This window comes from Rubripirellula obstinata, from assembly GCF_001642955.1.
Taxonomy (GTDB): domain Bacteria; phylum Planctomycetota; class Planctomycetia; order Pirellulales; family Pirellulaceae; genus Rubripirellula; species Rubripirellula obstinata.
In genome coordinates this window covers 1-7,370 of sequence record NZ_LWSK01000184.1, presented here as the reverse complement: position 1 = coordinate 7,370, position 7,370 = coordinate 1, and the positions used below count along the sequence as shown (strand labels likewise).

The 7,370-nt window shown below is 54.5% G+C and carries 4 protein-coding genes; 2 read left to right on the top strand and 2 right to left on the bottom strand.

Annotation, left to right across the window (positions count from 1 at the left end; all coding sequences use genetic code 11):
* Positions 1-227 precede the first annotated feature (227 nt).
* Positions 228-2,549, bottom strand: a complete 2,322-nt coding sequence (locus RC85_RS24135) for a hypothetical protein (protein ID WP_068267310.1) — start codon at positions 2,547-2,549, stop codon at positions 228-230.
* 251 nt (positions 2,550-2,800) lie between these two features.
* Between RC85_RS24135 and topA the strand changes: the two genes are divergently transcribed.
* Together topA and RC85_RS24125 are read left to right on the top strand one after the other, a co-directional pair.
* Positions 2,801-5,527 (top strand): type I DNA topoisomerase, encoded by a 2,727-nt coding sequence (gene topA / locus RC85_RS24130; RefSeq protein WP_084422987.1) that lies wholly within the window; start codon positions 2,801-2,803, stop codon positions 5,525-5,527.
* Between the two features lie 82 nt (positions 5,528-5,609).
* Entirely contained in the window at positions 5,610-5,792 is a 183-nt protein-coding gene (locus tag RC85_RS24125; protein ID WP_068267308.1) for a DUF6800 family protein, read from the top strand.
* 112 nt (positions 5,793-5,904) lie between these two features.
* On the opposite strand, the gene RC85_RS24120 is transcribed toward RC85_RS24125, so the two are convergent.
* Positions 5,905-6,999 (bottom strand): DegT/DnrJ/EryC1/StrS family aminotransferase, encoded by a 1,095-nt coding sequence (locus RC85_RS24120; RefSeq protein WP_068267307.1) that lies wholly within the window; start codon positions 6,997-6,999, stop codon positions 5,905-5,907.
* Positions 7,000-7,370: the final 371 nt, after the last annotated feature.

The following is a 7,370-nucleotide window of genomic DNA, read 5'->3' as shown; positions in this document are numbered from 1 at the left end:
GTGTTGATTGCAAATTGCAAAATGAACACTGAAAAATGTAAATTGACCAGCAAATACCGCTTCCCAAGAATTTTCAATTTGCAATGTTCATTTTGCAATTTGCAATGTTCGACTGGTTCGCGAATAACATCACCCACCGCATTTTCATCAGCCCAGGCATCGCCCCACGTGATGTGGGGCCAGCACGACGCGCGGGGCAATGCCCGCGCGGTTAAGCAATTGAATCTCTACTCGGCTTCGACGAACGACTCGAAGCCTGCTTTTTCGTCGACTGAATCGTAGTAGCCGCTGAGGACTTCGTTGATGTCGGTGGAGACCATTCGGGCCATCATTCGGTTGACCGGTTGTTTGAACTGCTCTTGAAGTTCTTCCACGGCGGGCTCAAATTTGGTCGGTTGAACCACGTAGAAAACTCGTTCGGGTTGGTTCGGTGCAACTGAGAAATTACCCTCTTCGGTGTTGAAGGTGGCTGCCATAAATTCGTTGCCTACCGAATCAAGCTCGGGCACATTACCAATCGTTGCGCCGGAGAAACCGAATGAGTTCATCCAGGTGAATGGTCCGAGGCCATCGTAGAAGTTTGACTTTTTGTCCTCAGGAACTTCGGCTGCCAGGTCACCCGATTTGGCGGCAGCGTCCGCGATCTTTTGTGCTTCTGCTTTCGCCAGTTCGCGTGCTTCTTGCATTCGGATGGCCATGATCACGTCATCGCGAGCTTCATCGAGCGTCGGTGTTTTTGCTTGCGTTTCGTCGGTCTTCCAGGAGACGTAGATCTTGCCTTTTTGATCGTCGGCGGTGCGAACGGCAGCAAAAAGTGGTTGAGGATTGATGTCGTTCTGACCGTTTGAAAATCCAAACATCATCAATGAAAATCCAGGACCTCGCCGTCCGAATTGACTGCCGACCTCGAACGATTGAGCGATCGGTTCTTTTTGAATCGACGTAACGCTGTGTGGGCCGATGGATTCAAAAACCATTCCAAGTTCCTTGGCGAGCCCCTTCAAGTCAGGACGCGTTGGTTCAACACTCTTTTGCCCGACGGACAGGTTGCTTTGGTGGATCGCCAATTCGCTGAAGTAGGTTCGCATGGCTTGATTGACCTTGGTCACCGCCTTGTCCAACGCTTCCCGAGCGGCCGGTCCGGCTAAGTCTTCGGCGATTTGCTCGCGGACATCTTCAAGCGTTTCCACGCCGCTGGATTTGGCGGGTTCTTCAGTTTCAGCTTCTTCCGTTTCAGCTTCTTCTTTGGCGTCGCTTCCTTCCGGTTCTTTTTCGGAAGAGTCGTCGGCGTCCGCCTGCGCGGAAACAAGCCGAACGGCGTTGGCTGCGTTTGATGCTCGCGATTGATCCTTGTCACCAACCGGTGCTGGTTCTTCGACGGCGGGCTCTTCGACTGCAGGTTCTTCGGCGGTCGGCTCTTCGGTGGCGGGCTGCTCGGAAGCTGTTTCTGAATCCATGGCGGCTTCGGCTGCTTCCTCGACCGTCTCTTCAGTCTTCGTTTCCTCAGCTTCGGTTTCTTCAGCCTCCATTTCTTTCGCGGCAGGTTCCGCTTCCGAAGCCGTTTCTGTTTCTTCTTCCTCGGACGCTTCCTCTTCCATTTCCTCATCTTCGGGCAACTGGAAATCGCCGCCCTTGATCCTTCGTTCGTACTCCGCCTTGATTTGATCTTCGCTTAGCTTGGCGATTTCGGCATCGAGAAATTGACGGTAATCGCCGACCAGATATTCAAAACGGGCCGCATATTGCTGGTGGAACGCGGGTTCGGCTGATTGTTCGTTGGGGTCGCGATCCTTGCCTTCCTCGAAGACTTCGCGAATCCGCTGGTCGCTGGGTGTTTTGTCGGTTTGGTCCAAGTAATCGTTGACCAGAACTCCGTAGGCGGAAACCGTTGCACTTCGGTTTAGCTTCAAGAAGTTTCGCCATTGCTCATCCGGCGTCATCAGCACGCCGTTGGTGCTCATCAGCGAAGCGTTTCCGCGGCGAAGGTAGACGTCGGCCAACAAGTGGTTGCGAAGTTGTTCGTAAAGGTGAGGCCGGCCCATTTGGTTGCCGGTCGCCTTCATCAAGCGAGCGGTGATTTCGCTGTCGCTGATCATCCCGCCGGTAAACGATTCCAGCCATCCGCTTAGCGACGCATCGTCCAGCTCGAAGCCTTCTTTGGCGGCTTCGTTGGCGAACATGAATGTCCGAATCGTGCTCTCGGTGCTGGGACTTTCGTTAATGCCCAGACGCTGAATCTGTTTCTTTTGGGCATCGTACTGGAAGCCGGGGGTGGCGGGGACGCCGCCCAGAGCGATCGTTCGCTCGGCCAATTCGGCCAAGAACCGAACGGTGGATTGATGATTGCGAGTGAAGTAGTCCACGCGGCTTTGGGTCAGCGAGCCGCCGGCGAACTTGGCCACGACGGCGTCACCGCCACCGCCAGCTTGGTTCTGCATGTAGGACTGCATGGTCGGCAGAACGACGAAGGCCATCAGTGCCAGCAACGTTAGGAAAACCATCAACGGTTTTAGATTGCGGCGAAAGATCTCGAAGGGGCTGTAGTTCATACTTCGATGTCGTAGATGGGGTCGTGAATGGATTTTGGAAAATCGGTGGAAGCACGCAGGATGAATGCAAGCACGCAAGTCTGTTCGTGAAAGGGTATCGCCGGGCGATTTGAAGGGTCAAGCCGAGTTCGCACAAGATCCAGATTTCTTAGACCCCTTGACGAAGATGCCGCACTTGAGTCCCCATTGAAAGAGGAGTAAGAACACGTTCCAACCGTTTCCACAAAAGCAGCATCGCAAAAGCTACGTTCATGGCGAAAAGTAAAGGCAAGAGTTTGGTGATCGTCGAATCACCAGCCAAGGCACGCACGATCTCGAAGTATCTGGGGGCGAATTACATCGTCGAAGCCAGCATTGGGCACGTGCGAGATCTGCCGGCGGGCAAAAAAGAGGTTCCCGAAAAGTACAAAGCGGAAACCTGGGCCTACCTTGGCGTTAACACCGAAGCCGACTTTGAACCGCTGTACATCGTTCCCGACGAAAAAAAGAAGCAGGTCAAAAAGCTAAAAGACGCCCTGAAACAAGCCGACGAACTCTATCTGGCGACCGATGAAGACCGCGAGGGTGAAGCGATTAGCTGGCACCTTCAGGAACTTCTGAAGCCCAAAGTCCCCGTCCATCGACTGGTTTTTCACGAAATCACGAAGGACGCGATCGAAAACGCGCTCAAAGCGACCCGCCAGATCGACAGCAGCCTCGTTAGGGCCCAGGAAACACGGCGGATTTTGGATCGGCTGTACGGTTTCGACATGTCAAATCTGTTGTGGCGAAAGATCGGCAAGGGCACCAGTGCCGGCCGCGTGCAAAGCGTCGCCGTGCGGTTGATTGTCGACCGCGAACGAGACCGAATCGCGTTCGTCGATTCGACTTATTGGGATTTGGAAGCCGTTTTTGAAACTGGCGAAAAAGAAAGCCTGACTGCGATGCTTTCCACCGTCGATGGGCGACGGATTCCTCGTGGCAGCGACTTCGATTCGGCAACGGGTAAGATCAAGAACAACGACCTGATGCAAATGGGCGAGGCCGAAGCGAATGCTCTGGTTGAAAAACTTCGCACGGCCGATTTCAAGGTCGATAAGGTCGAAGTCAAACCGTTCTCGCAACGTCCGCTGCCGCCGTTCACGACCAGCACGATGCAGCAAGAAGCCAACCGCAAACTCGGCTTCACCGCCAAACGCACGATGAGCGCCGCCCAGCGTTTGTACGAAAACGGTTACATCACCTACATGCGGACCGACTCGACCACGCTAAGCAAGGAAGCCGTCGGTGCCGCGCGTGACTTGGTGCGAAGCGAATACGGCGAAAACTTTCTGCATCCGTCGGTGCGAACCTACAGCGGCAAGGTCAAGAACGCTCAAGAGGCTCACGAAGCGATTCGGCCAGCCGGTACGCCGTTCCGCGTCCCCGAAACCATTCGCGGCGAACTCGATTCGGACCAGTTTCGGTTGTTCGATTTGATCTGGAAACGCACCGTTGCCTGTCAAATGGCGGACGCCAAAAAGCAACGGGTCAGCGTCGTGATCGGCGGCGGTGGCACCACGTTTTCCGCATCAGGAACATCGATTTTGTTCGAAGGATTCCTGCGAGCCTATGTGGAAGGCAGCGACAATCCCGAAGCAGAATTGGCAAACAAAGAAACGTTGCTGCCGCAGGTCAAAGAAAGCGAATCACTGGACGCCAAAGAGCTGGACCCCAAATCGCACACGACCCAACCGCCCGCTCGGTACACCGAAGCATCGCTGACTCGAACGCTGGAAGAACGCGGCATTGGGCGTCCCAGTACGTTCGCGTCGATCATCGGCACGATCACGGACGAACGCCGAAATTACATCTTCAAAAAGGGTTCTGCATTGGTTCCCACGTGGCGTGCTTTCAGCGTCACGCGGCTGATGGAAACGCACTTTGGAACCTTGGTCGATTACGAATTTACGGCTGACCTAGAAGACTTCCTCGATTCGATCAGCCGCGATGAAGGCCAGCGTGACGATTACCTTCGCAAGTTCTACTTTGGCGACACATCCGAGGACAAACACAACGTCGGTTTGCAAAAACGGCTGGTTGAAAAGCTGGAAGAAATCGACCCGAAGGAAACTGCTCGCTTTTCGCTGGGCATTCCGGAAACTGGCGAGCATCGTGAAGAGGTTTACGTGCGAGTCGGCAAGTATGGCCCGTACCTAGAACAGGGCGAACGAACAGCTTCGATTCCCGATGGCATGCCGCCCGACGAGATGGATCTGGCTCGCGGAATGGTGTTGTTGGAAGAAGGGCAAGTCGAAGAAGAACCGATCGGCATCCATCCTGAAACTGGCAAACCGGTTTACGTCAAAGTCGGACGCTTCGGCCCCTACATTCAACTGGGCGAGCCCGATGACGAAGAGAAACGCAACCAGGGTTTGCTGAAAAACATGACGGTCGAAGACCTGACGTTTGAAATGGCTTGCAAGCTTCTAACGTTGCCGCGAACGCTGGGCGACAATCCGGAAAACGGTCAACCGATCCAGGCGTTTGACGGTCGTTATGGACCGTACATCAAGTGCGAAAAAGACACGCGATCGCTGCCCGCGGATCTGTCGCCGTTGGATGTGACGCTGGAAAAAGCGATCGAGCTGTTGAAGCAACCTAAGCAACGCGGACGCGGCACGCCAAAGGAACCTCTGAAAGTCTACGAGAAACCATCGCCGGTTACCGAGGGCGAGGTGAAGATTTTGGACGGTCGTTTTGGGCCTTATGTGACCGATGGCGAAACCAATGCGTCACTGCGGAAGGGCATGGACGCCAAGGAAATGACGTTCGAGGCGGCGCTGGACCTGTTGGCTGAGCGAGCCGCCAAGGGCCCGTCGAAGAAGAAGAAAAAGAAGAAGAAAGCGACCAAAAAGAAGGGTGCCAAGAAGAAGGCAACCAAGAAAAAGGCCGCTAAAAAGAAAACCGCGACCAAGAAAGCGACCAAAAAGAAGGGCGTCGTAAAAAAGAAATCGTAAAAACGATCGCTGGACGCAAAAAAACTCCGTCGCTATAGTTCCCAATCCTCAACCAACCAATTCCCACGAAAACCGACCCGATATGCCTTCAGGAATCGAACGCCGCCGCGAAATCCGCCGCCGCCGTACCCGCAAGAAAAAGACCGCAAACCTGTTGGCTCGTGCCAAAGCCGGCACGATGGACAAGGCCGAAGTCGTACGCAAACTCCGTCGCCTAACCCCAGGTGCCGAAGTGTTGATCAAGCGAGAAAAGCTAGAAGCGTAGGTTGGTCGCGGGATTGACGTAGGCCGAATGGAGCCAAAGCGACATCCGGCAACCGCACCTGATGCCTGCACCCGATGCCGGAACTGCGCCGCTGTCGCGTCTTGTTACCGGCCTACAATTTGGCTGCCGACAAAATTGCTGAAGCTAGCGTTTGCTGGTGTTGTTTCTGAATCAACAACGCTCGGTGATCCAACACGATCCATTGCTCGGCGATGTGCTTGGAATTTTCAAGCGGAACAGGTTTGCGGCATCTTCTTGGGCTGCTTCGGTCCATCGATCGAAACGCTTTCCCGATCGGTAAACCTGACTCGGCTGCCTTTGCGAGGACCTGATTCTTCGTTTCGACCGAGCACGTTTCGATCGCCAGCTTGTAGTAAGAGGACTGAACGTCATCGCGTTTGCTAGGCATTGCGTTCAGCTTGCAATCCGCATCTGAATCAATTGAATTCGCCAAAAAAGCAACGTTTTCGCGGCGATTTTGGTTCATTTTGTTCAATCGATCCAATTGAGGACCGATCACGGCGGCTTGCAACGGGCTGAGCGGAAACGTTTCGCTAGGCCGGTTAACCCACGCGTCCAATCGCGAAGCCAAGCGATCGTCATTGGTGAAGACAGCACCGCCTGCCCCCGCGCTGACGACCTTGCTGCCACCGAAACTGGTGGTCGCAATGTCGCCGAATGTTTCCACCGGTTTACCATCGATTGTCATGCCCATCACTTGGCAGGCATCGTTGATCAGCTTCCAGCCGTTTTCTGTGCAGACGCTTTGCAGTTCATCCCAATCGGCCGCGTGTCCGTACAAACTGGATGCAATCACGGCGACAATTCGCTTATTGGACGATGAATCCAACGCTATTTTGCGAAGACTTTGGGGATCAATGCAGGGCGAATCACGCTGGACATCCACCAATACCGGGCGAGCGGCGACGGACTCGATACAGCGGAAATTACCGGGGTAATCCATTGCTGCCAGGACAACTTCGTCGTCGGGTTTGACGCCACAGGCTCGCAGCGAGATTTCAACCGCCGCGGTGCCGCTGCAACAGAGCCGACAATGTGCGACATCGAAATCGGTTTGCAGACGTGCAGCCAATTCGCTGCAAATATCGCTGTGATAGCGTCCCCATTGTCCCGAAGCGACACAGTCCAGCAGGGCAGAATTAATTTCTGGCCAATCGGGCGGCCAAGTGGGGATCCAATCAGGCATAAATTTCAAAAAAACAGCGGGATCAGCTACGGCCAAGTCGCCAGCAACGTCCGGGGTGTGGTAGGCCGTAGCGAGTGAAGCGAGTTACGGCGTTTTTGTTCAGCGATGCCGTAACTCGTTTCACTCGCTACGGCCTACATTTGGACTTTCGGCCGATTTGGCGTGCCTGCCCTCAACTGCTAGTAGTCCATGTCAGCTCAATCTTCGGTTAGGAGGTAGCGGAAGTCGCGTAGACTTTCGGCGTCCCCCTCGTAGCCGAAACTCTTGAGTGGGTAAAGCAGTGGCTAGGTTATCCTAGCCACTACCTCCCCGTTGTAGCGACAGGGTCAATTCCCTGTATTTACCGGCGTGCGGCTTTCCCGCACCGGGCT

Bases quoted from the DNA above. Each gene is read 5' to 3' on its own strand.
- RC85_RS24135 (WP_068267310.1), bottom strand. From the start codon at position 2,549: ATGAACTACAGCCCCTTCGAGATCTTTCGCCGCAATCTAAAACCGTTG.
- topA (WP_084422987.1), top strand. From the start codon at position 2,801: ATGGCGAAAAGTAAAGGCAAGAGTTTGGTGATCGTCGAATCACCAGCC.
- RC85_RS24125 (WP_068267308.1), top strand. From the start codon at position 5,610: ATGCCTTCAGGAATCGAACGCCGCCGCGAAATCCGCCGCCGCCGTACC.
- RC85_RS24120 (WP_068267307.1), bottom strand. From the start codon at position 6,999: ATGCCTGATTGGATCCCCACTTGGCCGCCCGATTGGCCAGAAATTAAT.